Origin of the sequence: uncultured Pontibacter sp. (assembly GCF_947495565.1) — a bacterium.
GTDB lineage: Bacteria > Bacteroidota > Bacteroidia > Cytophagales > Hymenobacteraceae > Pontibacter.
The window spans coordinates 1-26471 of record NZ_CANLZM010000015.1; the positions used below are offsets into that span (position 1 = coordinate 1).

Consider the following 26471-nt stretch of genomic DNA (forward strand, 5'->3'; position numbering starts at 1 on the left):
CGGTCTTGCAAGGGATACAGTGTAGATACGCAGAAGCGTTAGCCGGAGAAATCAATAGTTAATATAGGGGGAATTTGACCCAACTGTGATAGGGTATTTTGCAGATTTAGCGGAGACAAATGCTAGAACAATGCAAAGTTTAGATCAAGAATTTGATTCTGGAATCACAACTTTAGAAGGGTTGGCATATGGAGGATACTTGTTTAATTATAACAACGCTGGATATATAGTGCCTGAGTTAAGAAATGGGTTAATAACTCAACGTGAGGAGATCATTAGAACCGGCTCTCAAAACCAGATTGATATTGGCGTGGGTACCAGCTACAAAGACAGGCTCTATATAGGCGCCTCGCTGGGTATCGTTACTGTGGATTTCTCAGAGGAGAAAATCTACACCGAGGCCGAGGATAATGCCGGCACGCCATTTACCAGCTTAGAGTATACCGATGAATTCTCTACTTCCGGTGCTGGCGTGAACCTGAAAGTAGGCCTGATTGCTCGCCCGATAGATGCGCTGCGTTTGGGCTTAAGCATACAAACCCCAACCGCTTATACTTTTGATGATGACTATCAGCGTAGAATTACGACCACTTTTAATGACGGCGTAGAAACAGCGGCAGAAGTTCCGGGGCAGTTTTCTTACCGTTTGGTAACACCTTTCAGAGCAACGGGCGGTGTGGCATACTTTATCGGTAAGTATGGTTTTGTAACCGCAGATGTAGAGTTTGTTAACTACGGCAGCGCCAAGTACAGAGAAGACGATGACTTTTCTTCTGGCGGCTTCTTTGACGATATTAACGATGGCATCTCCAGCAACAACAGCTCGGCAGTAAATTATAAGATCGGTGCTGAGGGGCGCTACGAAGTTTTCAGGTTACGCGCTGGTTATGCCTACAACGCTGATCCTGAAGTAGGCACTAGCTATGATGCTGGCTTCATCAACTACAAGTATGGGCCAACGCATAACTATACTTTTGGTGCCGGTATCAGGCTGCAGAATTTTTATGTTGATGCGGCTTATGTGCACTCGCAGCAGGATGTTAATTATGCGCCGTTTGTGAGCGGCACCAGCTATTCTCCTTACTCACTCAGAAGCTCCGGCGAGCCTGTGCTGAACATCGATAAAAAGCAAAATTCGGTAATGCTGACGCTAGGTGTAAATTTTTAAGCGTAGCAAGTATAAATAGTTAAAAGCGGCAGCTCCGAGAAGGGCTGCCGCTTTTGTTTGTTATCCTATCTAGGCTGCTGCGGATTTTCTGATCAGCGTTTCTGCTGCACCGTAGGAACCAGAGGTGAAGCTATAAATTTGTAAGACTGAGGATCAGCAGCAGCTAGCAAGTATAGCTTGGTTCAAATCCAGAAAAGCAGCAGCTAGAAAGTATAAATCCCTCCATTAATCCCTTACAGGTATGGTTTTGGCTGTAGAAGTATGGCTAAACCACATTATTCTTCTAACTTAGAGGAGCTAAACTAAAACTAAACCTAAAACATGCATATCAGACTTAGAGCAAACCTTTTGGCTGCCGTGCTTCTGTGCTTTGCCTTTGTGGCGCAGGCGCAGCAGAAAAAAGACATCACCCTGGAGGATATCTACCAGAAAGGTACATTCCGCGCCAAATCGGTGTATGGGGTAAATTGGATGAACGATGGCCGCTACTACAGCTCGCAGGTAGCCGACGAGAAAAACAAAGTATACGACATCGTAAAGTATGACGTAACTACCGGCCAGCCTGTAAATACCATTATTGAGGGCGAGAACCTGGTGCCAGCCGGCAGCAGCCAGCCCATTCAGTACGACGGTTATACCTTCTCTTCGGATGAGCAAAAGGTGCTTTTCTCTACCGATACCGAGCAGATTTATCGCCGCTCTTCCAAAGCTGAGTTCTACATCTACGACATCGCCTCTAAAAAACTGACCAAGCTGAGCGACGGCGGCAAGCAAATGTATGCCACCTTCTCGCCGGATGCCAAGCGCGTAGCCTTTGCCCGTGAGAACAACATGTTCGTGACGGACCTGAGCAACATGCAGGAAACGCAGATCACGACTGATGGTAAGTTCAACTCCATCATTAACGGCTATGCGGATTGGGTGTATGAGGAGGAGTTCTCTTTTGCGCAAGGCTTCCATTGGTCGCCGGATGGCAAGAAGATCGCTTTTTATACGTTTGATGAAACTAACGTACCGGAGTTTAACATGCAGATGTGGGGCGAGCTGTATCCGCAGGATAACAAGTTTAAGTACCCGAAAGCAGGCGAGGCTAACTCAAAGGTTAAAGTATCGGTGTACGATGTGGCCAACGGCAAAACCGTAAAGATGGACACCGGCAACGAGGACGATATTTACATCCCGCGCATCAAGTGGACGAACGATGCCAACCTGCTGTCGATCCAGAAGATGAACCGCCTGCAGAACACATTGGAGATTCTGCACGCTAACGCTACAACAGGTAAGGCTGATGTGGTGCTGAAGGAAACAGACAAGGCTTACATTGATGTGACCGACGACCTGACTTACCTGAAAGACGGCAAGCACTTTATACACTCATCAGAAGTAAAAGGCTACAACCACCTGTACCTGTACAACATGAAGGGCAAACTGGTGCGCCAGATCACGAACGGAAACTGGGAAGTAAGCAGCTATGTTGGGTTTGATGAGAAAAATGACCGCCTGTACTACATGTCTACAGAGGTATCGCCGCTGGAGCGCCACCTGTACAGCATCAGCAGCAAAGGCAAAAAGAAAAGCCGCCTTACGCAGAAAGACGGTGCGCACCGCGTAAACATGAGCAACGACTTTAAGTACTTTTTAGATTATCACTCTGCCGCCAACGAGGTGCCGACTGTAAGTTTGCATACGGCCAAGGATGGTAAGCTGATAAAAGTGCTGGAGGAGAACTCTCAGCTAAAGAACACACTGGCGCAGTACGACATGGCGAAGCAGGAATTCTTTAACATGAAAACCGCTGACGGCACGCAGTTGAACGGCTGGATGATCAAACCAACTGATTTCGACCCGAACAAGAAATACCCGGTGCTGATGTTCGTGTACGGCGGACCAGGCTCGCAGACGGTAACCAACAGCTGGGGCGGCGCCAACTACCTGTGGTACCAGGTGCTGGCCGACAAAGGTATGATCATCGTGAGCGTGGACAACCGCGGCACAGGTGCCCGTGGCGCTGAGTTTAAGAAAGCGACTTACGCTAACTTGGGCAAGTATGAAATTGAAGACCAAATTGAGGCGGCCAAGTGGCTGGGAAATCAGTCTTACGTAGACAAAAACCGCATCGGTATCTGGGGCCATAGCTTCGGCGGCTATATGACGCTGCTGGGCCTGACCAAAGGCGAAGGCGTGTTCCGTGCCGGTGTATCGGTTGCTCCGGTTACCAGCTGGAGATACTACGACAGCATCTACACGGAGCGTTTCCTGAAAACACCGCAGGAGAATGCCGCCGGCTACGACGAAAACTCACCGCTGATGTTTGCCGACCAGCTGCAAGGCGACCTGCTGCTGATCCACGGTACTGGTGATGATAACGTGCACTTCCAGAACGCGGTGGCCATGCAGGATGCCCTGATCAGCGCCAACAAGCAGTTTGAGAGCTTCTACTACCCGAACCGTAACCACGGCGTGGGTGGCGGCGTTACGTCCATTCACCGTTTTAAGATGATGACCAACTTCCTGGAGCGCAAGCTGATCAACCCGACTGAGATAAACCAGTAAGCAAGGTATAAAACCAAGTATAAAAGGCCTGCCGAAAACGGTGGGCCTTTTGTTTTGAGGTATGCGCCGGGAGTTGCAAGTATAAATAAGCAGCTGCAGTATAACCAGGTGCCGGAGAGGGAGCAGTATACTTAAGGCTTTTCACTGTCGGTTAGTTTGGCCAGGCAAGTATAAAGAAACTGCTTTTCCTGTTCGTCGACAGGCAGCATGTCTATGTGGCTGCGGAGCTGTGCGGTTGTTATCTTTGGGTTGTGCTGATACTTATGCAGCTCCTCGGCAAGCGCCTGAATTTGGGTGGCAACTGCATCAGCGTTGGCTGTAAGCTCGTTCAGTAGCCAGAGCAGCCTGTTAAGTAGTGTGTTTGGTTTATGGTCCGGGTACCTGATGCAGTGGTCTACTTCGCTCCAGCCTTCCTCAAACAGCGTCTTTACCTGAACCTCCACAAAATACTGCTGCCGGCTTGGCTTTACCTTTAAAATGAAATGCTGCGCCTTGTACCCTCTGTCGTTAACCAGCACTTTATACTTGCCGGAGGTAAACTTAATGGCTTCGGACGTTCTTTTATCGTCTACGTAAGCATAGGGCTCACGCTTTAGCTCCCAGTGCTGCTTTATAAAATCTCCAATAGCAGTACAGTCCTCTTTGTACAGGTGCAGTATACGTACGCCCACCAAATCATTTATGTATTGCAGGTAGTTGCCGGAGTTTAGGTGCCGGTCAGGGTATTCTTCCTTTTTCCGGATGATCTTTTTGAGGAGGTGCAGCGGCTCTTTTACCCTGTACCGCAGCGCATGTACGTTTTCCTGCCGCTTCAGGTTAGTGGCCACCAGTATGGCTAAATCTTCCAGTTCATCCAGGCGGGTGGTGTAGTCGTTGTAGATAACAACCAGTTCCTGAGCATCAATTCCCTGTGCGTATAGCTGTTCCTTACTAACATCAAGTAAAGAAAGGATGAAAGGCAATGCGGCTTTATGTACATGGTTTGATGGACGCATAACAGGAGAGAATTAGCGAACCCTCTATATAAAGTATAGCCGTTTTGCAGATAAATGTTGCAATTATGCCCAGATATCCAAGTATATACTTTGTTGCTGAGCATGCGGTGGAGGCTGATAAGTATCATCAAAGAGATACAGGAAAGACCAAATAAGAGTGCAAGATTACCTGCCCTAGCAGCTGTAACGTCAAGTGCTAAAAGCCAGCTTTCAGCAAAGAGAGTTTCCGCCTGGCAGTTTCTTTTAACTTGGCAATGGCATTGAGCCCCACTTCTTTTTCTGAAAAAGACCATGCTGGTTTTGGAGGCTCCCGAAACAAATAAACAGTATCTTCCTCCTCCAGGTACCCTCTGAAATCCTCCCACTTAACCGACGATGCATCCTGGCTTTGGAGTATGCTTACATCTTTATCGGTGATCAAAAGCTGCTGACCGGCACTGCTTTCCTGCACATTTGCCTCGGCTAGCTGTTTAAGTGCTACAGTTTGCCACTTGTAAATTTTCTTTTTCAGATAAAGCAAGTATAGCCCAAAACCGACCCACCAAAGCGGCAGCATAGAAATACCGACCACACCCAAATTGCTATCCGTAAAAACAAACAGCAGCAGAGCGGCCACGGTAAGCGCAAGAAAGAAAAGCGCTCTTCTGATGTTTCTCTTTTTTGCGGCTGCTACAAAGTGATTATCTATAAACAGGAGCTGCCTGTATGTTTCTTCAAACGAAGTATGAATAGGAACAGGCTCCATTGTTTTACAGCTTCACGCAGACATTCTGCGGCTCGGTAAAGAAGCGCAACGCCTCAAAACCACCCTCACGGCCAACGCCAGAGTTTTTCATGCCGCCGAAAGGTGTGCGCAGGTCGCGCAGAAGCCAAGTATTTACCCAAATAATGCCTGAGTGTACCTGGTGCGCCACACGGTGCGCCCGCTGCAGGTTCTGCGTCCAAATAGTGGCAGACAGGCCATACTCGGTGCAGTTGGCATAGCGGATTACTTCTTCTTCGGAATCAAAAGGCGTAAGTGTAACCACGGGGCCAAAAATCTCCTCGGTGTTGGTGCGGCAATCCGGCAGCAGGCCTTCTATAACTGTTGGCGCTATAAACCAGCCATTGGCGCAGCGGCCCTCCAACTGTACTTGGTGCCCGCCGGTAAGTATGGTGCCGCCCTCATGTTTTGCCAGTTCGATGTAAGAAAGCACCTTCTGCATGTGCTCCTCCGATACCACTGCGCCCTGTTTGGTGTCATCCTCCAGCGGGTCGCCTACGGTCAGTTTGTTCACTTTATCCACAAAAGCCTGCTTAAACTGTTCATAAAGCGGCCGCTCCACAAAAATACGGGAGCCACAGAGGCAGATCTGGCCTTGGTTGGCAAACGAGGAGTGGATAGAAGTATGAAGTGCGTTGTTAAAGTCGCAGTCGGCAAAGATGATGTTCGGATTTTTACCCCCTAGCTCCAGCGACAGCTTTTTGAACATGGGTGCTGCTGTGGCTGCAATGGTTCGGCCGGTGGTAGTGCCGCCTGTAAAAGAGATAACAGGAACTTTAGGGTGTGCCGTGATAGCAGCGCCTACTTTATGGCCATAACCATGCACAATGTTAAGCACACCAGCCGGCAAACCAGCCTCCATACAAAGCTCCGACAGCAGGAAAGCGGTCATGGGTGTTACTTCGGATGGTTTAGCTACGATACAGTTGCCGGCAGCCAGGGCAGGAGCTATTTTCCAGGTGAACAAGTATAAAGGCAGGTTCCAGGGCGAGATGCAGCCTACCACGCCATGCGGGTGCCGCACGGTATAGTTAATGGCATCGGTTCCCTCCATATAATGCGCCTCCGAAGCAAAATGTTGAATAGCTGTGCCGTAAAATCGCATGTTGCTGCTGGCCCGTGGTATGTCCACCGACTTCGCCAGCTTTAGAGGTTTGCCATTGTCCACAGATTCAGCCTGGGCTAAACGGTCCTGGTGCTGGTCGATCAGGTCGGCAATGCGCATCAGAATCTGCCCGCGCTTCTCGGCTGGTGTTCTAGACCAGGCCGGAAAAGCCGCCTGCGCCGCCTGCACCGCCTGCTCCACGTCCTGCTCATCCGAATCAGGAATCAGAGCGTATACCTCGCCAGTAGCCGGGTTGTAGTTGTCGATATACTGCCCGGCCACGGGTGCTACCAATTGGCCGTCGATGTAGTTATGAATATGCTGCACAGTAGGGGAATTAATAATTAAGAATGAGGAATTATGGGAAAGAACACCAACTAAGGGCCTTACTAATACTGTAGCGAATCAGGTATGCTTTACTTGTTGTTCCTGCCCACTAATGTCGCAACGGTTAAACCAAATACTACTATACATATCAATAGCAAATCATTCAGTACATCTAATCGCTTCAAAACTGAAATCGCAAAAATCAACAGTACACCAAAAAAAATTAAGAATGCTATCTGTAGCAAAACCTTTCTAGTTGATACCGTTGATGTAAAGAACTCACGTTCCTTTCGCTTTTCTTTCCTCTTTCTCTGTTTTAGAGTAAAATATACCATTGATGCCACCAGCAAAATGAAAAATAAAGCAAAAATGAATTCCATATTTTAGATGCGCCACATCTGTGCTTCTAACTTTGTTAGGAAATGAAGGCAGGTTAAGTTCATATTCATGCTCCTGAATAATCAACAATCAGCAATCAACAATCAAAGACACCCCGTCCTGCCGCCATCCACCGGCACGTTAATGCCGTTGATGTAAGCAGCTGCTGGCGTAGCCAGAAAGGCGGCGGCGGCGGCCACTTCCTCAGGTTCTGCAAAGCGGCGGGCAGGTATTTCGGCCATCATACTTTCTTCTACAGCCTCAACCTCTTTATCGGTTTTCTTTGCTTTATTTTCGATGATAGATTCCAGGCGGCCGGTGCGGGTGGCGCCAGGCAGCACGTTGTTTACCGTAATGCCGAACTGCCCTAGCTCGTTGGCCATGGTTTTAGCCCAACTGGCCACCGCCCCACGGATGGTGTTGGATACGCCCAGCCCGTTTAGCGGCTGCTTTACCGAGGTGCTTATCACGTTAATGATGCGGCCATACTTTGCCTCCTTCATGTACGGGATCACAGCTTTGGCCAGTAGGTGGTTTGCGATCAGGTGCTGGTTAAAAGCATTTACAAACTCATCCGAAATAGCCTCCGTAATCGGTCCGCCTGCCGGGCCGCCGGTATTGTTTACCAGTATATGCACTTCGCGCCGCTCTTTCAGGTAAGCCTGTACCTGTATGTTCAGGTCATAAGGGTCTGAAAAGTCTGCCACAATAAAGTCGTGCTGCTGGCCTTGCTGTGTGTCCAGCTCCTGTGCTACACGCTGCAGTTTCTCCTCGTTGCGGGCCACCAGTGTAACATTGGCTCCCAGTTGTGCCAATTCTGTGGCTATTGCTTTGCCGATGCCCTGTGTGCTGCCACACACCAAGGCGCGTTTGTTCTTCAGGTTTAAATCCATAGGCTAAATGTACGTAAATCCGCAGAAAGAAGCATAGCCATACTTGCCTTGCATGCTACCATGTTTGCCGGAAATTGCGTACTTTCAGACAATCAACCTCAAATCTAAAACTATGGCTGTAGCAAGACCTTTCAATTTTAAAAAATGGATTGACGAACACCGCCACCTGCTGAAGCCGCCTGTTGGCAACCAGCAGGTATTTAAGGGCAATGATGACTTTATTGTGATGGTGGTGGGCGGGCCAAACGCGCGCAAAGATTACCATTACGATGAAGGAGAGGAGTTTTTCTATCAACTGGAAGGTGATATTGTTCTGAAGATTATAGAGGACGGTAAGCCAGTGGATATTCCTATAAAAGAAGGTGAGATTTTCCTGCTGCCGCCGCGTGTGCCGCACTCCCCGCAACGCCCGGCCAACACAGTGGGGCTGGTAATGGAGCGCTACCGCAAGCCCGGCGAAAAAGACGGCTTTCTGTGGTTCTGCGAGAACTGCGGCAATAAACTGTATGAGGAGTATGCCGATGTAACGGACATTGTAGGGCAGCTGCCGGTTATCATGAGCCATTTTTGGGATAGCTTGGAGCACCGCACCTGTAACAACTGTGGCACCGTAATGGAGCCGCCTGCCAAGCCAGCAGAGGCTGCCAAGTAAGTATGCCTCACCCTAAACTTATCACCAGCCGCCTCCAGCTCCGCCTGGTACAACCCTCTGACGCGGAGTTTATACTTCAGGGGCTGTCCGACAGGCGGGTGACGGAGTATTATGCGGTGCATTTTGATACGCTGGAGGAGGTAGTGCAGGAGCAGATGTCATTCTATAAAGATCTGTTGGAGCAGGGTACCGGGGCCTGGTGGGTAATCTCGTTAAAAGATGATGCCGCACTAATTGGCGCCTGCGGCCTGAATGAACTGGAGCAGGAGCACCAGAAAGCACAAATAGGCTTTTGGCTGCTGCCTGAGCACTGGGGCAAAGGCTACATTCCTGAGGCAGCGGCAGCTGTTCTGAAGTATAGCTTCGGGCAGCTCGGCCTAAACCGTATCGAGGCTATTGTGGAAGGTGGCAACAAGGGCTCAGAAAAAGTGCTGCGGAAACTTGGGTTTACCCATGAAGGCACGCTGCGCGAACGGGAAATCAAAAACGGCCGCTTTATTGACCTGCTATACTACGGCCTCCTTCAGAAAGACAGGCAATTTTAAGCTTTCAGCGCTTAAGGTGTGCCGGAAGTATAAAATGCTTATATTGTTGGATTGCCTGTTTAAATTATGCACCGAATAGCTGCCATTTCGTTTGTTTAATGCCATGCAAGAGAAGAAGCCCATATTTACCGCTGATAACCTGCTGAAGATTGATATCCATACGCATATTCTGCCTGCTACATGGCCAAACCTGCGTGAGCGCTACGGCTATGGCGGTTTCGTGCGGCTGGAGCACCACAAGCCCTGCTGCGCCCGCATGATGATGGACGACAAGTTCTTCCGCGAAATTCAAGATAACTGCTGGGACCCTAAAGTACGCATGCATGAGTGCAGCCACCATAAAGTGGGGGTACAGGTGCTAAGCACGGTGCCGGTCATGTTTAACTATTGGGCTAAGCCAGAGCATACTTATGATCTATCTCGGATCCTGAACGACCATATAGCAGGCATTGTAGCCAACTACCCTGACCGCTTTGTGGGTCTCGGCACCCTGCCTATGCAGGACGCAGAACTGGCCATCAAAGAACTGGAGCGTTGTGTAAAAGAACTAGGCATGGCGGGTGTACAGATCGGCACAAACATAAACGGGCAGAATCTTAATGCGCCGGAGCTGTTTCCGGTGTTTGAGGCGGCAGAAGAACTAGGCGCAGCCATTTTTGTACACCCTTGGGATATGCTGGGCAAAGGCCGAACAGGCAATTACTGGATGCCCTGGCTGGTAGGCATGCCCGCCGAAACGACTGTGGCCATCTGCTCTATGATTTTCGGGGGAGTTTTTGAGCGCCTGCCCAAGCTGCGTGTGGCTTTTGCGCACGGCGGCGGTTCCTTTCCTGCTACAATCGGGCGTATTGCCCATGGTTTCGAAATGCGCCCCGATCTTTGCGCCGTAGATAACAATGTGAACCCCCGCGACTACCTGGGCAGATTTTACTTCGATTCGTTGGTGCACGACCCGCTGGCGCTGGAGTATCTGGTAAACCTAGTAGGCGCTGATAAAATTGCCCTCGGCACGGACTACCCTTTCCCGCTGGGTGAGCTGTCTCCCGGAAAACTGATTGAATCTATGTCCTACGATCTGGCTACAAAAGAACGCATGCTGAGCGGCACAGCCCTGGAGTGGCTAAACCTAGAGCGAACGCAGTTTGTAAAAAGCAGTGCTTCAGTAACGTTGCCTAAAGATCAGGAAGTATAATTTGGTAGAATCTATGTGACGAAAGCGACTGATTAGGGCATATGCATATACCGGGTCCAACCACCTCTAACCCCTCCTTGGCTAAGGCGGGGAATTCTGTTGAAGCTCCGTCAGCGGAGGCTGTCGAAAACTGATCCCAGTCTTTCCGTGGGAGTAGGGGCCCTCGAAAAGAGCGCCTTGTATTGATGCGTTGCCCGTAAGGGCAGCCTGCAGCGGAGCGAAAGAGGGCCCCTACCCCCGGCAGCTTCAATACACCGCGCGATGCGGGAAGAAGAGGCCTCCCGGCCTTGAGGGAGCCAAAGTATAAATGAAACAATAGGTTTTTAAGGCTGTGGATGAACAAAGGCTAGTAAGTATAGTTCGTTTCAAATTGAAGAGAACAGCAGCTAAGAAAATATACTTGAAGAAGAACAGCAGCTACACAGCAGTATTTAAATTTTCCCCCACAACAATAGTATAGAAGTAAAACAACACCTGACACAAGAGACTATAAAATCTATTGCTTTGCCTACTATATTTTATACTTTGGCCAAATATTTGCACGTTATAAATGTATAAAATTCAACCTTTTATTTATGCGTAAACTACTCTTTAGCCTACTCTTTATGGGTGCCTTTGCCACGGCTGCACATGCCCAGAAAGAGTTTGCACATATAGAATTGCCGATGAACCGCGCGGAGGATCTCGTATCTGTGGCAGATGACGAGGGTAATGTGGTTGTATACTTTTATCAGGGCGGAAATTTGAACTTTGCCATGCTTTCCCCGTCTGGCGAAAAGCTGGCGCAGCATGAAATTCCGTACCGCCATTCCCGAGACCCGCAGGTGATGGGTACCCGCGTAACAGCAGATGAATTTGTTTTCTACACCCGATACACCAACGGACGTCGCGAGTATGTGCGGCCGTTTGCCATTAACCGTTACACGGGTGCCTTCCGTAGCCTGCAGGATGTGCAGCTGAACCTTGAGCGCAATGTAACGTTTGTGGGTGGCTTCGGTGATGAAGACCATTTTTATATGCTCTATACAGACAAAGACAGTAACCTGCACCTGTACCGTGATTCAGAAGAGAACGTGGCCACAATGGATTATAGGCTGTTTAGTGTGGAGCAGATGCCGCGCACCCGTGACCGTCATGCACGCGAGTCTGGTATGATTTACGTGCACCCCGACCTGGAGCGAAATGTGTTTACAGGCCATCATCGTAGTAAAATTTATTCGCGTGGCGACAAGCTGCACATGATTTTCGATGGATACTCTCTGCGGGGTCAGAAATCAAGGGAAACCACTACCGAAATCCTTTCACTGGACTGGAACACTGGTAAAACGGAATACCGTACGCTGCCAGTTATTGAACAGCGTAATGAGCCAAGCTTTAACTCCTTCCTGCACCAGGACAAGCTTTTTCGGGTGAATCTGGAGAAAGACAAGTTCAAACTGACAGCCTATGATTTTAACACACTGCAGCCCCTGAAGGAGTATGCTTTCACGGATAAGGAGGAACTGGCCTTGAAGTCTACGCCAGTTTATCAGCGTGGCGCAGGCGGTTTGTTCTCGTCAGGGTACGAGGTCATTGAGAAGGAGGATAAGGTGATGAAAAACCTTGCCTCAGGTATACCAGCCATCACCGTAGACACGTACAGCGACAGCACGCTGCAGCTAACCATAGGTTCTTACAAAGCCCCTTCGGAGCGAAACAACCGTAACGACCGAAACAGAATGATACGCACACCGGATAGGTATGTACGCACATCGCGCGGGCTAATGCTAATACCTGGCCGTTGGACACCAGCCTACAATGTGCCGAGCTACTACCTGAACTCGCCTTACTACAGCCGCTACTTCTATGACCCATACGGGCAGGGCGGTAACATGCCAACAGGGCCAGGTATAAGTACTTATTTTCATTCGGTGCTTGATGCTAACAGCCTGGCAAAAGTAGAGCAGGAGGGCGATGTAGAGGTGCTGCAGGAGCGAGTGGAGGAGTACGAGCGCAACCTTAAGCCGGAGCCAGAGTTCCAGACAGTGTACCGTTACGGAGATAAGCTGCACTACGGCTATTACGACCGCAAGGCCCGTACCTTCCGGATTGTAGAGTTTGCCCACGGGCAGGAGCCAGCTAAACCTGTGGAAGAATAAAAAACTTTCGTATTTACATATAGAAAAGGCCGCCAGTATTTGCTGGCGGCCTTTTCTGTGGTATTTGAAGTATAAATCTTACTTCTGCTGCATTAGTACGTCTATGCGCTGCTGCAGTGCCGGGTCTTGGCGGTAAGCCATCATGATCTGCTCAAACTTCTCCAGTGTCATTCCGTCCTGCTGTATGGCAGCTTCCAGGTCTTGTTGCAAGGTAGGTTGCATCTCCATCATGCGTTGTGCAGCGCTGTTGAAGGCTGCCATTTCCTCAGGCGTGGCATCTACCTCATTCAGTTTCTGCTGCTGGTGTGCCTGGGCCATCTGGTTAAATTTCTCGATGCTTAGCTTCTCCTCTTCCAAAATTCCCATCATCGCTTTCTCGCCTTCCTGCTGCACGCTCATAAGGCGGGTGCTGGCGTCTGCAAACTGCTTCAGGTCTGCGTCAGAAAAGTTTTGAGGCTGGGCCTGCTGAGTTTGCGGGGCAGTTTGCTGTGCCATGGCCGCGGGTGCCGCTAACGTACAGCCAAGTATAAGCGCAGCAAAGGCTGCGCCTTTCAGTTTTTGCTTGAAATCCATAAAATAGGGGATTGGTTTTAGGCGTGAATAAAAATTTTACAGCCAACGCTGGGCCGGCAATACATCTTTTATACCCACAGTTTAACAAATTTGTTTTGGGCTGTTAGCTTCTGGCTCCTGGCAATAAATAAATAGTGAAAATATTTAAGACGTTGTATCCTTTCAATATTACATTTTAGATATTTTCATATATTGTTGAAAATATCTATGCTATGAAACAGGTCTATACAATTCTTACTGCATGCTTTCTTGCTGCTGCCAGCTTCCTGACAGCCAAAGCCCAATCCGATTTTAAAACAGGGTTTATAATAATGGCATCAGGAGATACACTTGCTGGCCTGGTAGATTACAGAGCCAGTCTGCTGAGTTCTAAAGTATGCAAATTTAAAAGCTCAGAAACGGCCAGTGCCGTAACCTACTCTCCTAACCAAATAAAAGGCTACGGCTTTCCTGGCGACAGATATTATACTAGCAAGCACCTGAAGCAAGATTCTGCTGCAGTGTTTATGGAGGAGCTGCTGCGCAGTAAAATAAACCTATACAACCTGGACGGCGCATTTTATGTCGAGAAGGAGGGCTTGGGCCTAGAGCAGTTGGTTATAGACTTCAAGGAGTACTATAACGAAGAAGGCGTTTTGTTTAAAAGCCGGACTAATCAGCACATTGGCACTTTAAACAAATACATGCAAGATTGCATTCAGATGATAGAGAAGATTGAGCGGGTAAAAATGACGCAAAGTTCGCTGATCCGTCTCATAAAAGATTACAATGAGTGTTGGCCGGGGCAGCCTGTGGTGGTGTTTAAAGAGGCAAAGCCTTGGCTTGCGGCAGAGGTTGGGGTTGCGCTCGGGGTAAGCCATACTTCGCTAAGCTTCTCGGCTACCGATGAGGCTTACCTGCACCTGGAGAACTCCGATTTCAGCACAAGTACTTATCCGGTTGCCGGCCTGATGTTAAACCTGCGCTCCCCGAGAGTAAGCAAGTATACCTCTTTGCAACTGGAAACACACTATTTCAAAACAAGCTACAACGACCAAAACTCATACGACTGGTTTGGTACCAACTATGCCAATGAAATGGAACTGAACATATCAGCGGTTAAGGTAAATATGGCGGTGCGGCATGAGTTCAGCTCAAAAGCGCTGCAACCATACGCTAACGTAGGGATGGCCTTAAACTTTTACCAGGATCGCGAAATAAAGCATACACAGTATGTAAAGCGTACAGCCGAAAGCACACCTGAAGTGCGTATAAAAGATGATTCGGAATTTATCACGAACAGGCAAACCGGAATTATAGCAGGTGCCGGATTTGTATACAACTTTTTAAAGAGCAAAGTCTCAGCAGAGCTTAGGTATGAGTATGGCCTGGATATACACAACCATCAGCGCGTTAACTCTCTTAACACCTATCTTAGCTCCAATACAGGCACTGTTTCCTTTACCACCGGTTACTATTTTTAAGATCAGTTGCTGATTTATACTATTATACTTTGAAAAGGGTAGAAGTATAAATCAGCAAGGCTTACCGCAGCGTTGGTTATACTTCTATGGCCGCGTTATACTTCTTTAGTTTCTCCTTCTGGATGAGTTGTTTTTCAAGCAGCTTCTGCACCTCCGGTTTATCGTAATCTTCTACGCTTCGGATGTGCTTCATTACCTTTTTCATGATCTTGTCCTGCTGCTGGCCGGTTTCTAAGGCATAAGAATAAGGCAGGTCCGTGAAGGTAACCATGGAGTACATCGGAATCCACTTGTCAGGATACTGAGCAGATATTTTAGATTCAATCTTTTTGCGCAGCAGAAAACGCGGGTCGGCTACTTTGTCGCGCATCTCGATAAAGTTCATGACGGCCAGATCTGCAATGGCATCGGCATTGGGTTTGCGGCGGCGCTCAAAAGTCTCGAAAAGCGTTTCCCAGTTGTCTCCCTCAAACTTATCCAGCATCTGGTCCAGCACGGTAATATCCTCAAAGCCGGCGTTCATGCCCTGCCCGTAAAAAGGCACCACCGCATGCGATGCATCACCGACCAAAAGAGCCTTGCCCTCATAGCTCCACGGAAAGCACTTCACCGTAACCAGGGAGCCTGTGGGGTTAGAAAAATAGTCTTGTGTTAAATTTGGCATCAGGGGCACCGCATCCGGAAAAACCTCCTTAAAGAAGGCCATCAGATCAGGCTCGTTTTTGATAGAAGAGAAGGAGCGCTCACCCTCGTAAGGGAAGAAAAGGGTGCAGGTAAAGCTGCCGTCTATGTTAGGCAGCGCAATCATCATATAGTTGCCGCGTGGCCAAATGTGGAGCGCGTTTTTCTCGATGGCCCAGCCGCCATCGGCAGTGGCAGGTATGGCTAACTCCTTGTAACCGTACTCCAGGTAACTCTGCTCATAATTAAAACGCTCGGTTTTCTGCATGGCCCCACGAACTACTGAGAAAGCCCCGTCCGCCCCGAAAAGCAAGTCCGGCTGTATGGTTTCGGTATTGCCGGTTTCCAGGTTGCGCAGCTGCACCTCGTTTGTGCGCAGGTTTACGTCTGTGGCTTGCCGGCTAAAATGATACGTAATGTTGTCGTTTGGTTCCGACAGGTTCATCAGGGCCATATTTAAACCTCCTCTGGAGACGGAGTAAATGGCTTGCTCTTCTTTGCCGTAAGGCTGAAAAGTGAGGTTGCCCTGCTCGTCGTGCATCATGCGGCCCTGCATAGGAATGGCCACCTTGCGCACGTCTTCCTCTATGCCAATGCCTTTGAGAGCACGCCAGCCGCGGTCGCTGAGGGCGAGGTTGATAGAACGGCCGCCATCCACAATGTTTTTGCGCAGGTCGGGGCGGCGCTCGTACAGGTCTACCTTGTGGCCGCGCTTGGCCAGGTACAAAGACAGCAGCGAGCCAACCAAACCAGCTCCCATAATGGCGATGTTCTTTCTCTCGGTCATAATCTATAGGGGGCAGAGCCTCTTGTTAGTGTAAAGTAAAGCTTTCCGAAGCGCTTTGGCAAGCCTATCAGCTATTTACACATCGGAACGTGAGATTGATGCGCGGCGGCACAGGTTTGGCGGTTTTAGGTACCTGATGGAGCCAGTGGTGCTGCGTGGGGCCCTGCATCAGCAGCAGGCTTCCGTTGGTGAGCGTAAAGGCAAAGGGTTTCAGGTCTTTGCGGGTGCGGTGCTTAAAAGCAAAGCGGCGTTCCCCGCCAAAGTTCAGGCTGGCTATACTTGGCTGCTGGCCCAGTTCCGGCTCATTGTCGGAGTGCCAGCCCATGCTATCCTGGCCGGTGCGGTAGAGGTTTAGCAGTACGCTGTTATACTTGTGGCCGCTCGCCTGCTCTACCTGCTGCCTGAGCTCCTGCAGCACCGGCAGCCACAGTTGCGGCTTGTTGTGCAGGCCCGAGTAAGTATAGCTTCTGTCGCCGTACCAGGCGGTGAGGCGCGGCATGGGCAGGTTGCGGCCAAACATTTTTATACTTTCCTGCTGCCAGTTTACCTCCTGCATCAGCCGATCAAAGTATAAATTGCTCTCCGGGGCAGGTATAAAATCCGCCGAAAAGTATACTTCGGCATCGGGCAGGTTAAAAGGTTTAAGCTGTGAGTGCATAAGTAGAAAATAAAAGTATAAACTGCGCGATTACTCCTTCTTTACGACACCCGGCACGCGTTCTTTGCCGCTGCGGCCGCGCAGGTAATCCAGGTAACTCATAGATTTGGTAGCCGTGATTCCGTGCAGTACAATTGATACCATCACAATAAAACCTACCACGCTCCATAGCTGATCAGCATCTACAAATGTAACCTTATCCAGGGCAAAAGAGAGGTAAAAGAAAGAGCCGATACCCCGGATGCCGAAGAAGCTGATAGCAAGTTTTTCGCGAAGCGGCATCTTAATGCCCCACATGCCGAGCAGCCCGGAAAGCGGACGGATAACAAACAAAAACACTAAGCCCACCACAACTCCTTGCCAGGTAAGGTAATCGAGCAAGCCAAACACAAGGCTGCCGCCAAACAGCATGAGCAGAATCACCATCAGGATGTGCTCCACCTGGTTTACAAAATCGTGCATTTCGGTGTGGTAGTCGTGTTCCGGCTCGCAGCTGCTCATGGTAATGGCGCCTACAAACACCGCAATAAAGCCGTAACCGTGCGCCATTTCAGTTATGCCGTAGATCACAAGCGTGGCCGATAATGCCAAGAACCCTTCCTGCGCCTTCGGGAACTTAGAGATCCGCGGCAGCTTAAAGATCAGGAACGCTAGTCCCCGGCCAATCAGATAGCCTATCGCCACGCCAGCCCCAATACGGTACAGCAGGTCACGCCACAGCCAACTGCCCAGCCAGTCGCTGTCTGTGGCGCTGGCGGCAATGGCTATGACCACAGCCAGCCATGTAAACGGGAAGGCCATGCCGTCGTTAAGACCCGCCTCAGCTGTCAGCGAAAACCGCACATCATCCTCTTCTTTCTCGTTTGGGGGGCCAACCTGCACCTGTTCAGCCAGTACCGGGTCTGTTGGAGCCAGCACAGCCCCTAAAAGTATGGCCGCCGCCACCGACATGCCCAATACGCTCCAGCCTAGCACGGCAAGCCCGGCAATGCAGAGCATCATGGTAATGCTTACCAGCCGCAGCGGTACCCGCCAGTTGTGCCAGTTTACCTTTTTCCGTATTTTAAGGCCTGTGCTCATCAGCGAGATAATAACGCTCAGCTCGGTAAGGTGCACAACATAGTTCTCCTGCCAAATAGGGTCTGGAATGGGCAGCTCAGTTGGTAAGAGGTAGATAAGCACGCCCAGCACCAGAAATAAGATAGGGTAAGAAAAAGTGCTCTGCTTGAGCAGCGAAGGCACCCAGGCCATGGAAAGGGCGGCCAAGCCTATTATGGTGATAATGAGTATATAAGTTGACATGAAATTTTGTTTTAGGAAGCAGCTGGCCCGATTATCAGGTTCTGTGCCATCCGGAACACAGGCTGTACTTGCTGCGGCTATTAGCTTGTAGCATACATACGGTAATTCAGCTTTTGTGCTTATATTTATACTTCTTAAAATATCTAAATTGTAGCATTTGAAAGCATTAGAAGAATTTTTGGTGGCGTTTAGTGATGCCGCCTGGGGTATGCCTTTGCTGTTTTTGCTGATGGGGGGCGGTTTTTACTTCATGTTTTTTTCCGGGTTTCTGCCGTTCCGGTACCTGGGCCACGCCATAAATGTGCTGCGCGGCAGATACGATGACCCGGATGACCCCGGTGATATCAACCACTTTGAGGCACTTTCGGCTGCTCTGGCGGCCACTGTAGGAATGGGTAACATAAGCGGTGTGGCTGTTGCTATTGCCATTGGTGGCCCGGGTGTGCTGTTTTGGATGTGGGTGAGTGCGTTTGTGGGGATGGCTACCAAGTTTTTTACCTGCACGCTTTCGGTCATGTACCGCGGCTACGACAGCAAAGGGCATCTGGAAGGCGGGCCTATGTATGTCATCGAAACGGGGCTAGGCAAGAAATGGAAACCGCTTGCCGCCTTTTTTGCTGTTGCAGGTTTGTTCGGTACGCTGCCTATTTTCCAGGCTAACCAGCTAACCCAGGTAATACGGGAAGTGGTGCTGGAGCCCAATGGCCTTAGCTCCGGCGATGTGTTTTACACCAACCTGACCATCGGGCTTTCGCTTGTGCTGATAACGTCTATGGTAATCTTTGGCGGCATTCAGCGCATAGGCCATGTGGCAGGTAAAATGGTGCCCGGTATGGTAGTGCTCTACATGCTGGCGGTAATGTATATAATGTTTGCCAACTACGGCAGCATACCCGATGCTTTTTCCCTGATCTTTACCGATGCCTTTACGGCTGAGTCGGTGTTGGGCGGAGCTGTGGGAGCGATTATTATTGCGGGTGCCCGCCGCGCGGCTTTCTCTAACGAAGCAGGTATCGGCACGGCCTCTATGATGCACGGTGCCGCTAAAACCGACGAGCCAATCCGCGAAGGGCTGGTTGCCATGCTCGGCCCTTTTATAGATACAATAATAGTCTGCACCCTTACCGGCCTGGCCATCATCCTGACTAATACCTGGCAAACCTCAGACGCGAACGGCGTAACCATGACGGCCACAGCCTTTAACAACGCCATGCCGGGCTTTGGCAATTATGTGCTGGTTCTGTGCGTCATGATTTTTGCCTTTACCTCGCTTTTCTCCTATTCATACTATGGCACCAAGTGTTTCAGCTACCTGTTCGGGGCAAAGTATAAGCACCTGTACAACTACTTTTATGTAACCACTATCGTCTTTGGAGCCACTGCCACTATAACAGCTGTTATTGCCCTGATAGACGGCATGTACGCCATGATGGCTATCCCAACTATGGTATCGGCATTGCTGCTGTCGCCGAAGGTAATGGCCGCCGCCAGAGACTATTTTAAGCGCATGAAGGAGTTTAGAGAAGAGATGCAGGTAAAAGTATAAATCAGCCTAATTTCTGCTGAAGTATAGTTTCGGGTTTATCCTTTTTGTGCGGCATTAGTTGCTGCTTCCAGTTAGCTACCTAGTTGAGGCGTTAGTGTATTAGCTAGACAATTAATTTTACCTTCAGTAGTAGGATAGAAGCTGCAGTATTTTGGTGGAGTCGGTTTGCTAGCCCTGCTCATCGCCTGGTATGTGGTAGGTGATGAGTAACGTCTCGTATAAAAACAGTGCGGCGATTGCCAGCGTTGATTTTCCGCAGGAAAATCAGACGCAGCAAGTACACGCAGACTTCGATTAGACACTAAGATAGCATTGTTTTTATACATTGTTGTAAAATAGTGCCGCACGCCCGAGTGAGCCGTTTTGCTTATAAGTCCGCTGCGTTTTGCTTTTAAAGTTCTAATTTTCTTACCTCTCAAAAATGGCTTTTTTGTGATCTCTTTTTTTTGCCGTTCGAGTGAGAGAATCCGTTCTAATTTTCTTTTAAGCCTAATTTATCTTACCAGTCAAAAATGATATTTTAAGCAACTATTTTTTATCCCGCTTGAGTGAGAAAGTCCGCTGCACTTTCTTTTGAAACTCAATCTTTCTTAGGTGTCAAAAATGATCTTTTTTAGCCTCTTTTTTTTTCTCCGTTTTGAGTAAGTAGTCGGTCGAAATTTATCATTTAAACTCAATTTTTCTTTCCTTCCAAAAATGGCATTTTGAAAGTCCGTTTTTTAAGTCAGTTTTCATTTTTCTCCGCGTTCTGTTTGTCAGCGGCATTTTTTACAACTTGTGTATAGCAGGAGTACCTACTCCTGCTATACATCCAAATACGGCGGCTAAACGGAATCGGACTAACGAATATACTATATATTAATAATTTAATTTAAAAACAATGGCTGGTACAATAATGCACCAGCCACTGGCAAACATACCTGCAATTAAACAGCGTCTGCTAATCAGGCTGTTTAGTTTATAAAAGTATTAGCTCACACCTTCCAGGCACTCGTGTAAGATTTCAGAGAAGCGGTATACCTCTTCAAAACTATTATAGAGCGGGGTAGGGGCAACACGGATTACGTTAGGCTCGCGGAAATCTACAATGATGCCAGCCTCCATCAGCTTATCAAACAAAACGCGGGAGTCTTTTTTTACTAACAGCGAAATCTGGCAGCCACGCGCTTGCGGATCGCTAGGTGTAATCATTTCCAGTACATCTGTGCCCACATGTACATCGTTGATGAGGTACTCCAAATAACCTGTCAGTTTTTCACTTTTGGTGCGCAGCACCTCCATACCTCCGGCCTCATCTACCAGTTCCAGCGCTGCACGGTGCACCGCCATCGTTAGTATTTGCCCGTTGCTCAGTTGCCATCCTGCTGCACCCGGCATCGGCTTAAAGCCTTTTTGCATCTTAAAGCGCTCCTGAGCATCGTGGCCCCACCAGCCGGCAAAGCGCGGAAGGCTTGAGTCGTTTCCGAAACGCTCGTGCACATATACACCGGAAGTGCCACCAGGGCCGGAGTTCAGGTACTTGTAAGTACACCACACTGCAAAATCCACGTCCCAGTCGTGCAGGTGCAGCGGTATGTTTCCGGCAGCATGCGCCAGGTCAAACCCTACCAAAGCGCCCGCTTCGTGCCCGGCTTTGGTAATGGCCTCCATATCGAAAACCTGGCCGGTGTAGTAGTTAATGCCACCCATCATGATCAGGGCCAGCTCCTCGCCGTGCTCTTTTATACTTTGCAGAATATCCTCGGTGCGCAGCGTGTGCTCTCCTTCTCTCGGGAATAACTCAATAACAGCCTCGTCAGGGTTGTGGCCGTGGAATTTGGTCTGTGTTTCCAGGGCATACTGGTCTGACGGGAAAGCACCGCCTTCCGTAATAATCTTGTAGCGTTTGCCTTGCGGGCGGTAAAACGACACCAGCATCAGGTGCAGGTTCACGGTCAGCTGGTTCATGATCACCACTTCGCTCTCTTTGGCGCCTACCACGCGGGCAGCTCCTCCGGCCAGCAGCTCATGGTAATTAAACCACGGCTCCTCGCCTTTAAAATGCCCTTCCACAGCCAGGTTAGCCCACTTGTACATTTCGTTGTCGATATACATTTGTGCGGACTTAGGCTGTATGCCCAAAGAGTTGCCACAGAAATAAATAGCGTCTTGTTTATTTACCTGCGGGTAGTGAAAACGCTCTCTGAAGTGGTATAACGGGTCTTGCCTGTCTTGCTCCTGCGCAAAGGCTAGCGTGTTTTGATAGTTCATGGTGTTATGCGGGTGTCTTTATACTTTAAGCTGCCGGAGCAGTTATTGTTTTCTTAATTCTGCTAAGATAAGCATTTGAAGGGATTACGCGCAGAAGGAGAGGGCAGATGCACTACCACAGCCCAACAAAAAAGCCCGGCCAATTATGGCCGGGCTTTTTTGTAAGTATAAAATGTTCTTAAAACTCTGCGTTCTGCGGGGTTCTCGGGAAAGGGATCACATCACGGATGTTGCCCATGCCGGTAACGAACTGTACCATGCGCTCAAAGCCAAGCCCAAAGCCTGCGTGCGGACAACCCCCGAAACGGCGGGTATCCAGATACCACCACAGGTCCTCTTCGTGTATGCCCACGCCTTTCATGCGCTCCACCAGAATATCTAAACGCTCCTCACGCTGCGAACCGCCCACAATCTCGCCTATGCCTGGGGCAAGTATGTCCATAGCGGCCACGGTTTTGCCATCGTCGTTCAGGCGCATGTAAAACGCTTTTATATCCTTCGGATAATCTGTTACAATTACCGGCTTCTTAAAGTGCTTCTCCACCAGGTAGCGCTCGTGCTCGCTCTGCAGGTCGATGCCCCAGCTCACATCATACTGGAACTTCTTCTTTTTATAGTGGTTAGAGTTCAGCAGGATGTCGATGGCCTCAGTGTAGGTTACGCGTTCAAAGTCGTTGTTTACTACAAACTCCAGCTTTTCCAAAAGCGTCATCTCCTGGCGCTCGTTCTGCGGCTTGCTCTTGTCCTCCTCTGTCAGGCGCTGCCCCAGGAATTCAATATCCTCGCGGTTGTTCTCCAGCGCGTAACGGATGATATACTTGATAAACTCCTCGGCCAGGTCGGCGTTCATTTTAAGGTCGTAGAAAGCCATTTCCGGCTCAATCATCCAGAACTCGGCCAGGTGGCGCGTGGTGTTGGAGTTTTCGGCTCTAAAAGTCGGTCCGAAAGTATAAATATCGCTGAACGCCATGGCTGCCAGCTCGCCCTCCAACTGTCCGGATACGGTTAAGTTAGTGGCTTTTCCGAAGAAGTCTTCCTCATAGTTCACCTGTCCGTTTTCGGTAAGCGGCGGGTTGATAGGATCTAAAGTAGTTACGCGGAACATCTCACCGGCGCCCTCCGCATCCGAAGCGGTGATAATTGGTGTGTGCATGTATACAAAGCCTTTCTCGTTAAAGAACCTGTGCACGGCAAAAGCCAGCGAGTTACGCACTCTGAACACCGCGCCGAACGTGTTAGTGCGGAAGCGCAGGTGTGCGATTTCACGCAGGAACTCCAGCGAGTGCGCCTTCTTCTGCAAAGGGTAAACTTCCGGATCGGCTTTGCCAAGCACTTCTATACTTGTAGCCTGTATTTCGAAAGCCTGGCCTTTGCCCTGAGAGGCAACCAGTTCGCCGGTTACGGCAATGGCAGCACCTGTGGTTACATCCTTCAACGCTTCTTCGCTGAACTTCTCGGCATCGGCTACTACCTGCAAATTATTTATCGTGGAGCCGTCGTTTACGGCAATAAAGTTCACATACTTGTTTCCGCGCTTTGTGCGCACCCAGCCTTTCAGCAATACCTCTTTGCCTACTTCGGCACCCTGTAGCAGATCTTTAACTTTTGTGCGTTGCATGTGTATGGTTTTTATGGCGTATCAAAACGCAGGTATCAAGATACAAGACTAAATTTAATTTCTTCTCACTTTACTTCTGGCACTGTAAAACTAAAGGCCGCTTTGGCAGGCACTTTTAGTTTGCTGTTGCCGTCATGGCTGCTGCAGTTCTAAGCTAAACCGGCGAAAACTTACCTCAGAAGTCTTGTCTCTAACGTCCTGATACTTGCGTCTTTTCAAAAATCCCTCAAAGTAACGATATTTTAACCTTTTTTGTAAATGCGAGTAAAATTATCCTAAATTTGGACATGCGCACAAGGGCGCGGATTTTTCTTTAAAAACTATGCAGCGACTCGATTTAAGACAACTTTTATCCCAGAAGCTATCGCCGCAGCAGATACAATTTATCAAGCTGCTGCAGATACCTACTGCTGAGTTGGAGATGCGTATTAAAGAAGAGCTGGAAATTAACCCTGCGCTGGAAGAAGGCCGCGAAGAACCTGCCGAAGAGTACAACGAATCGGAGGAGTACGAGGAGGATTATGCCCAGGATAATGAGGTAGACATAAACGATTATCTGAACGACGACGAGATAAGCGGCTACAAAATGCAAGGCGACCGTGGCGGCGATGACGAGGACAAGGAAATGCCTATCGCCATGACCTCCACACTCACTGATTCGCTGCTGGACCAACTCGGCTTCCTGGACCTGGACGATAAGCAGTATAACATCGGGATGCAACTGATCGGCAGCATAGACCACGATGGCTACATTCGCCGCGACCTGCGCTCTATTGCCAACGACCTTGCCTTCTCGCAGAACATCGAAACAACGGAGGAGGAAATTGAGCAGGTGCTGCACCTGATCCAGACCTTTGACCCTGCAGGCATCGGCGCCCGCGATTTGCCGGAGTGCCTGTTGCTGCAGTTGGAGCGCCGCGAGCAGGACGCCACCACCATACTTGCCGAACGCATCATCAACCAGACTTTCGACGAGTTCACCAAAAAGCATTACCAGAAGATCCTGTCCAAATTTAACGTGACGGAGGATGAGCTGAAGAAAGCAGTAGACACAATTACCAGGCTTAACCCGAAACCGGGCGGCGCCGGTGCCAGTCTCACGCGAGTGCAGTACATTATCCCGGATTTTATACTTGCCAATAACAATGGGCAGCTGGAGCTGTCGCTTAACTCGCGCAACGCCCCCGACCTGCGCATCAGCCGCTCCTATGCCGATATGTTTGATGCCTACGATAAATCAGACAAGAAGGACAAGAAGCTGAAGGAGACAGTAACCTTTGTGAAGCAGAAGCTGGATGCCGCCAAGTGGTTTATTGATGCCATCCGCCAGCGCCAGAACACGCTGCTGCGCACCATGGAGGCCATCATCAAGTACCAGCACGATTTCTTTTTGGAGGGAGATGAAAGCGAACTGCGCCCGATGATCCTGAAGGATATTGCTGAGGAGATCGGGATGGATATCTCAACTATAAGCCGCGTGGCCAACAGCAAGGCTGTGCAAACGGAGTTCGGTATTTACCCGCTCAAGTACTTCTTCTCAGAGGGTATCGCCACCGACTCAGGCGAGGACGCCAGTAGCCGCGAGGTTAAGCACATCCTCAAAGAAATTATTGACGGCGAGAACAAGCGCAAGCCACTCTCCGACGAGAAAATTGAAAAGCTCCTGAACGACAAAGGCTATAATATTGCCCGCCGCACCGTGGCTAAGTATAGAGAGCAGCTAAATATACCGGTTGCCCGCCTTCGTAAAGAGCTGTAATAAATATAGCTTTTATCAATTATAAAGTATGGCTCGGCCTGACTCATACTTTATACTTGCGTTCCCGTTAAACCTCCCAAGACCATAACAACTGGAAATGAAAGTATCCTTTGAGGAGCTTGATGCTCAGTTTACAAACGTGTTGCTGAAGTATGGCTTTAGCGAAGAAAAGGCAGCGCTGTGCGCCCACATTTTTGCAGAAAACAGTCGTGATGGCGTTTACTCGCATGGGCTTAACCGCTTTCCGGTATTTGTAAAGCTGGTGAAAGAAGGGTGGATAAAAGCGGATGCCGAGCCAGAAAAGATAGGTAGCAACGGCGTGGTAGAGCAATGGGACGGAAACCTGGCCCCGGGCATGTACACAGCTGCCAAAGCCATGAAGCGCGCCATTGCCCTGGCAAAGGGAAACGGCATGGGTTGCGTAGCCGTGCGCAACACCAACCACTGGATGCGCGGCGGCACCTATGGCTGGCAAGCCGCAGATGCTGGCTGTATAGGCATTTGCGCCACCAACGCCATCGCCAACATGCCGCCATACGGAGGCACAGAACCCAGGCTGGGCAACAACCCGCTGGTAATTGCGGTGCCGCGCAAACAGGGGCACATGGTGCTGGATATGGCCATGTCGCAGTTTTCTTACGGCAAGATGCAGGAGTACGAGTTGAAAGGCGAGGAGCTGCCAGTTTACGGAGGCTACGATGCAGAAGGCAACCTAAGTACCAACCCGGCCGCTATCAGGGAAACCACTAAAGCCTTACCCATCGGGTTCTGGAAAGGTTCGGGCCTGGCCCTGATGCTGGGTGTGCTGGTGGCCTCTTTAAGCGGCGGCCGTACCGTGGGGCAGATAACCGCAGACGGGAAGGAGGCTGGCGTTTCGCAGTTTTTCCTGTGCATCAGCGCTGAAAACCTGAACGAGCAGATTCTGGAGCAGATCATCAGCTACACCAAAAGCAGCCCTGCCAGCGAGGATGCCGGAGAGGTGCGCTACCCCGGCGAGGGCACGTTGGCTACCAGGGAGCAGAACAAAAAAGAAGGCATTCCGGTAAACGAGGAGATCTGGCAACAGGTGCAGCAACTGTAGAATAGCTTAAATTCAGGGTTTTACTGCAAAGCCTGTCTGGTGGC

21 protein-coding genes are annotated in these 26471 nt (G+C 49.6%); 10 read left to right on the plus strand and 11 right to left on the minus strand.

The window, feature by feature from the left end; translation table 11 throughout:
* Positions 1–229 precede the first annotated feature (229 nt).
* Both Q1B04_RS16940 and Q1B04_RS16945 read left to right on the plus strand, forming a co-directional pair.
* Positions 230–1168: a hypothetical protein gene (locus Q1B04_RS16940; protein WP_299760979.1), complete on the plus strand. Its 939-nt coding sequence runs from the start codon at positions 230–232 to the stop codon at positions 1166–1168.
* Positions 1169–1489: 321 nt separating this feature from the next.
* Positions 1490–3721: a S9 family peptidase gene (locus tag Q1B04_RS16945; protein WP_299760981.1), complete on the plus strand. Its 2232-nt coding sequence runs from the start codon at positions 1490–1492 to the stop codon at positions 3719–3721.
* Positions 3722–3852: 131 nt separating this feature from the next.
* Here the strand turns inward: Q1B04_RS16945 and Q1B04_RS16950 are convergent, their stop codons facing one another.
* From Q1B04_RS16950 to Q1B04_RS16970, 5 genes are all read right to left on the minus strand, one after another.
* Positions 3853–4716, minus strand: coding sequence for a RelA/SpoT domain-containing protein (locus Q1B04_RS16950; RefSeq protein WP_299760983.1), 864 nt, complete (start codon positions 4714–4716; stop codon positions 3853–3855).
* A gap of 196 nt (positions 4717–4912) precedes the next feature.
* Positions 4913–5461 carry a hypothetical protein gene (locus Q1B04_RS16955; protein ID WP_299760985.1) on the minus strand — a complete coding sequence of 183 codons (549 nt, stop codon included), beginning with the start codon at positions 5459–5461 and terminating at the stop codon, positions 4913–4915.
* Positions 5462–5465: 4 nt separating this feature from the next.
* A complete protein-coding gene (locus tag Q1B04_RS16960; RefSeq protein WP_299760987.1) occupies positions 5466–6911 on the minus strand; it encodes an aldehyde dehydrogenase in 1446 nt (481 codons plus the stop codon).
* An 89-nt stretch (positions 6912–7000) separates the two neighbouring features.
* A complete protein-coding gene (locus tag Q1B04_RS16965) occupies positions 7001–7291 on the minus strand; it encodes a hypothetical protein (RefSeq protein WP_299760989.1) in 291 nt (96 codons plus the stop codon).
* A 102-nt stretch (positions 7292–7393) separates the two neighbouring features.
* Positions 7394–8182, minus strand: coding sequence for an SDR family oxidoreductase (locus tag Q1B04_RS16970; protein ID WP_299760991.1), 789 nt, complete (start codon positions 8180–8182; stop codon positions 7394–7396).
* A 112-nt stretch (positions 8183–8294) separates the two neighbouring features.
* Between Q1B04_RS16970 and Q1B04_RS16975 the strand changes: the two genes are divergently transcribed.
* The 4 genes from Q1B04_RS16975 to Q1B04_RS16990 all read left to right on the plus strand — a co-directional run bounded on the left by Q1B04_RS16975 (position 8295) and on the right by Q1B04_RS16990 (position 12709).
* Entirely contained in the window at positions 8295–8834 is a 540-nt protein-coding gene (locus Q1B04_RS16975; RefSeq protein ID WP_299760992.1) for a 3-hydroxyanthranilate 3,4-dioxygenase, read from the plus strand.
* Positions 8835–8836: 2 nt separating this feature from the next.
* On the plus strand, positions 8837–9379 hold the full coding sequence (locus Q1B04_RS16980; RefSeq protein WP_299760994.1) for a GNAT family protein: 543 nt from the start codon (positions 8837–8839) through the stop codon (positions 9377–9379).
* Between the two features lie 103 nt (positions 9380–9482).
* Entirely contained in the window at positions 9483–10571 is a 1089-nt protein-coding gene (locus Q1B04_RS16985) for an amidohydrolase family protein (RefSeq protein ID WP_299760996.1), read from the plus strand.
* Positions 10572–11146: 575 nt separating this feature from the next.
* Positions 11147–12709: a hypothetical protein gene (locus Q1B04_RS16990; RefSeq protein ID WP_299760998.1), complete on the plus strand. Its 1563-nt coding sequence runs from the start codon at positions 11147–11149 to the stop codon at positions 12707–12709.
* Positions 12710–12787: 78 nt separating this feature from the next.
* On the opposite strand, the gene Q1B04_RS16995 is transcribed toward Q1B04_RS16990, so the two are convergent.
* The gene (locus tag Q1B04_RS16995) at positions 12788–13282 is read right to left on the minus strand and encodes a DUF4168 domain-containing protein (RefSeq protein WP_299761000.1); all 495 of its coding nucleotides are present in this window, start codon (positions 13280–13282) and stop codon (positions 12788–12790) included.
* Between the two features lie 311 nt (positions 13283–13593).
* Between Q1B04_RS16995 and Q1B04_RS17000 the strand changes: the two genes are divergently transcribed.
* The gene (locus tag Q1B04_RS17000; RefSeq protein WP_299761002.1) at positions 13594–14745 is read left to right on the plus strand and encodes a PorT family protein; all 1152 of its coding nucleotides are present in this window, start codon (positions 13594–13596) and stop codon (positions 14743–14745) included.
* A gap of 76 nt (positions 14746–14821) precedes the next feature.
* Here Q1B04_RS17000 and Q1B04_RS17005 read toward each other — a convergent pair whose 3' ends face one another.
* From Q1B04_RS17005 to Q1B04_RS17015, 3 genes are all read right to left on the minus strand, one after another.
* Entirely contained in the window at positions 14822–16213 is a 1392-nt protein-coding gene (locus tag Q1B04_RS17005) for an NAD(P)/FAD-dependent oxidoreductase (RefSeq protein ID WP_299761004.1), read from the minus strand.
* A 67-nt stretch (positions 16214–16280) separates the two neighbouring features.
* Positions 16281–16871 (minus strand): alpha-ketoglutarate-dependent dioxygenase AlkB, encoded by a 591-nt coding sequence (locus Q1B04_RS17010; protein WP_299761006.1) that lies wholly within the window; start codon positions 16869–16871, stop codon positions 16281–16283.
* Positions 16872–16901: 30 nt separating this feature from the next.
* Positions 16902–18173 (minus strand): cation:proton antiporter, encoded by a 1272-nt coding sequence (locus Q1B04_RS17015; RefSeq protein ID WP_299761008.1) that lies wholly within the window; start codon positions 18171–18173, stop codon positions 16902–16904.
* Positions 18174–18330: 157 nt separating this feature from the next.
* Here Q1B04_RS17015 and Q1B04_RS17020 point away from each other — a divergent pair, with 157 nt between their 5' ends.
* A complete protein-coding gene (locus Q1B04_RS17020; protein ID WP_299761010.1) occupies positions 18331–19719 on the plus strand; it encodes an alanine/glycine:cation symporter family protein in 1389 nt (462 codons plus the stop codon).
* Positions 19720–20688: 969 nt separating this feature from the next.
* On the opposite strand, the gene kynU is transcribed toward Q1B04_RS17020, so the two are convergent.
* Both kynU and asnS read right to left on the minus strand, forming a co-directional pair.
* Positions 20689–21969 (minus strand): kynureninase, encoded by a 1281-nt coding sequence (gene kynU / locus Q1B04_RS17025; RefSeq protein ID WP_299761012.1) that lies wholly within the window; start codon positions 21967–21969, stop codon positions 20689–20691.
* 178 nt (positions 21970–22147) lie between these two features.
* The gene (gene asnS, locus Q1B04_RS17030) at positions 22148–23587 is read right to left on the minus strand and encodes an asparagine--tRNA ligase (protein WP_299761015.1); all 1440 of its coding nucleotides are present in this window, start codon (positions 23585–23587) and stop codon (positions 22148–22150) included.
* A 322-nt stretch (positions 23588–23909) separates the two neighbouring features.
* On the opposite strand from asnS, the gene rpoN reads away from it, so the two are divergent.
* Both rpoN and yiaK read left to right on the plus strand, forming a co-directional pair.
* A complete protein-coding gene (gene rpoN, locus Q1B04_RS17035; RefSeq protein ID WP_299761017.1) occupies positions 23910–25346 on the plus strand; it encodes an RNA polymerase factor sigma-54 in 1437 nt (478 codons plus the stop codon).
* A gap of 97 nt (positions 25347–25443) precedes the next feature.
* Positions 25444–26427, plus strand: coding sequence for a 3-dehydro-L-gulonate 2-dehydrogenase (gene yiaK / locus Q1B04_RS17040; RefSeq protein ID WP_299761019.1), 984 nt, complete (start codon positions 25444–25446; stop codon positions 26425–26427).
* Positions 26428–26471 lie beyond the last annotated feature (44 nt).